4 protein-coding genes are annotated in these 2605 nt (G+C 70.1%); 3 read left to right on the top strand and 1 reads right to left on the bottom strand.

Annotation, left to right across the window (positions count from 1 at the left end; genetic code table 11):
- The coding region (locus ACOADB_RS26565; RefSeq protein ID WP_378606106.1) for a helix-turn-helix transcriptional regulator at positions 1-570 on the top strand (570 nt) is incomplete at its 5' end.
- Here the strand turns inward: ACOADB_RS26565 and ACOADB_RS26560 are convergent.
- Positions 560-1156: a TetR/AcrR family transcriptional regulator gene (locus tag ACOADB_RS26560; RefSeq protein WP_378606103.1), complete on the bottom strand. Its 597-nt coding sequence runs from the start codon at positions 1154-1156 to the stop codon at positions 560-562. The genes ACOADB_RS26565 and ACOADB_RS26560 overlap by 11 nt on opposite strands.
- A gap of 27 nt (positions 1157-1183) precedes the next feature.
- On the opposite strand from ACOADB_RS26560, the gene ACOADB_RS26555 reads away from it, so the two are divergent.
- Both ACOADB_RS26555 and ACOADB_RS26550 read left to right on the top strand, forming a co-directional pair.
- The gene (locus tag ACOADB_RS26555) at positions 1184-2224 is read left to right on the top strand and encodes a TIGR03617 family F420-dependent LLM class oxidoreductase (protein WP_378606100.1); all 1041 of its coding nucleotides are present in this window, start codon (positions 1184-1186) and stop codon (positions 2222-2224) included.
- Between the two features lie 63 nt (positions 2225-2287).
- The coding region (locus ACOADB_RS26550; RefSeq protein ID WP_378606097.1) for a hypothetical protein at positions 2288-2605 on the top strand (318 nt) is incomplete at its 3' end.

The raw sequence follows: 2605 nt of genomic DNA, 5'->3' as shown, positions 1-2605 counted from the left end.
GTCGTACTGATGCTGCGCCTGCTGGGCGGACCGGACGCGCGCCTCAACACCATGTCCTTCCTGCACGATCAGATGGGTCCGACAGCGGCGTACGCCGAGACGTTCGACTGCCCAGTCCACTTCGCCCAGGAATGGTGCGGGTTCGAGATCCCTTCGGACCTGGCCGCGCGGTCGATCGACAGCGCAGACCCGGAGACGCGGCGCATCGCCACGAAGTACCTCGAGGCCAACTACGTGCCTGCCACGGCGCCGATGTCCGAACGTGTCGCCGAGCTGACACGTCGGCTGCTCCCGACCGGGCACTGCACCGCCGAGACGATCGCCGAACAGCTCGGGATCCACGAGCGCACCCTGCGCCGCCAGCTGACCGCCGAGGGCACGGGTTGCCAGGAAGTGATCGACCACGAGCGTCGCACCCTGGCCGAGAAGTACCTCGCGGACCCGCGGCTCCAGTTCGGCCAGATCGCAGCGATGCTCGGGTACGCCGAGCAGAGCACCCTCAACCGGTCGTGCCGACGCTGGTTCGACAAGACACCGCGCGAGTACCGTTCCGCCGCGGCTACTTCGTGATTCCGTCCAGGGCCAGGGTGCAGATCGACGCGATCCACGCTTCGTCGAGCGCGGCCTGACCCGGCGTCAGCACCGCGAGGAGCGCGCTGCCGCCGATGACGTTCAGCAGGTGGTCGGCGCGTACGCCGCGTCGTACCTGCCCCTGGTCGGCTGCCAGGTCGAGGAGCTGCTGGACCTCACCGGTCCGCGACAACCACAGCCGGTCGATCAGCTCGCGATGGAGGTCGGGGTGCGGCACCAGGTCGCTGAGCAGGCCGGGCAGTGCGGCGCGCGCCACGGGATCCGAGAACAGCAGGGCGCTGCCGCGAACCAGGGCCTCCACGTCGGCACGGAGGTCGCCGGTGGAGGGCAGGCCGGTCGCGAGCGACTCGGGGAAGACGGCCTCATGGACGAGATGGGCCTTGGACTGCCAGCGCCGGTAGATCGCCGGCGTGTTGGTGCCCGACCGGGCGGCCACGGCCGCGAGGGACAGGCCGGCGTACCCCTCGGTCGCGAGGAGGTCGCGGGTCGCCGCGATCACCGCCTCGTCGATCCGGTGGTCGCGCGGGCGGCCCGCGGTGCGGGTTCCGGAATTCGTTGCCTGCATTTCGTTACTGATCGTAATGTATTGCCCATGCAACAACCAGCGACCGGCCTCGCGGTCGACATCCGGCTCGATGCTGCTCCCGACGAGGTGGCCGTGCGCGCCCGGGAACTGGCCTCGACCGGGGTCGCCGGACTCTTCACCTTCGAGGGCCCGCACGACGCCTTCCTGCCCCTCGCCGTGGCGGCTTCCTCCTGCGGTCCGATCGACCTGATGACCAACGTCGCGATCGCGCTCCCCCGCAGCCCGATGCACCTCGCCCACCTCGCCCACGACCTGCAGACCCTGTCCCGGGGCGGGTTCCGGCTCGGACTGGGCTCCCAGGTGAAGGCCCACGTCGAGCGCCGGTACGGCGCCACGTGGGACCGGCCCGTCGCACAGATGAGGGACCGGGTGCAGGCCGTCAAGGCGGTGCTGGACGCGTGGCAGTCCGGCACCCGCCTCGACTTCACCGGCGAGTACACCCACCTGGACCTGATGCCGCCGATGTTCAACCCCGGCCCCAACCCGTACGGCGTCCCGCCGGTCCTGTTGGGGGCGCTGGGACCGGCCATGACGCGAGCCGCGGCGGAGGTGGCCGATGGCCTGCTGGTGATGCCCTTCAACTCCGCACGCCACTTCACCGAACGCACACTGCCTGCGATCGAGGAGGGCCTGCGCCGACGCGAGAGCGACCCCGACGGGTTCACGATCCACCCGCAGGCCATCCTCGCCATGGCGTCGGACCCAGCGGAGCTGGACGTGGCGATCGAGGGCGTCCGCCGCCTGCTGGCGTTCTACTCCTCGACACCGGCCTACCGCCCCGTGCTCGAGGTCGAGGGCCGAGCCGATCTGCAACCCCGGTTCGCGGACGCCGTACGACGGCGCGAGCTCGTCACCAGCGCGCACCTCATCGACGACGACCTGCTCACAAGGCTCGCGGTCGTCGGCACACCGCAGGAGTGCGCCCGGCAGCTGCTCGACCGCTTCGGCGGCCACGCAGAACGGGTCTGCTGCTACTTCCCCGGGTCCGACCCGTCGCTGGACCTGATCAGCCAGCTGGTCAAGGAACTGGGCCCGAAAAAGTTGTAAGGAACTCCCCGCCCGCTGCTCCAACAGTCATCAGCACACCAACCCGACTGAAGGAGCACTCCGATGAACCTGCGCCGCACCGCCGCCACCTTTGCCCTCGCCGCTGCCGCACTGCCGCTGGCTCTGGGCAACGCGTCCGCCGCCCACGCCGAGGACGCCGTCCTCGCCAACACCCAGGCCAGCGTCGCCGAGATGCGCGCCTCGGTCGCCACCCAGATGCAGAACAAGGCCTTCGGCTGGCAGCTCGCCATCTCCCAGAACGGCACCCTCAAGGTCGCCGACGAAGGCGGCTTCGCCGTCTCCGCCGCCGACAACAACGGTGTCCCGGTCCCGATGCAGGCCAGCATGCAGATGGAGCTCGCGAGCGTCACCAAGAACGTC

Source organism: Nocardioides sp. CPCC 206348, from assembly GCF_048654705.1.
In the GTDB taxonomy this organism is placed as follows: domain Bacteria; phylum Actinomycetota; class Actinomycetes; order Propionibacteriales; family Nocardioidaceae; genus Nocardioides.
Note: the sequence above shows the minus strand (reverse complement) of the source record. Positions and strands in the feature narration are given on the sequence as shown.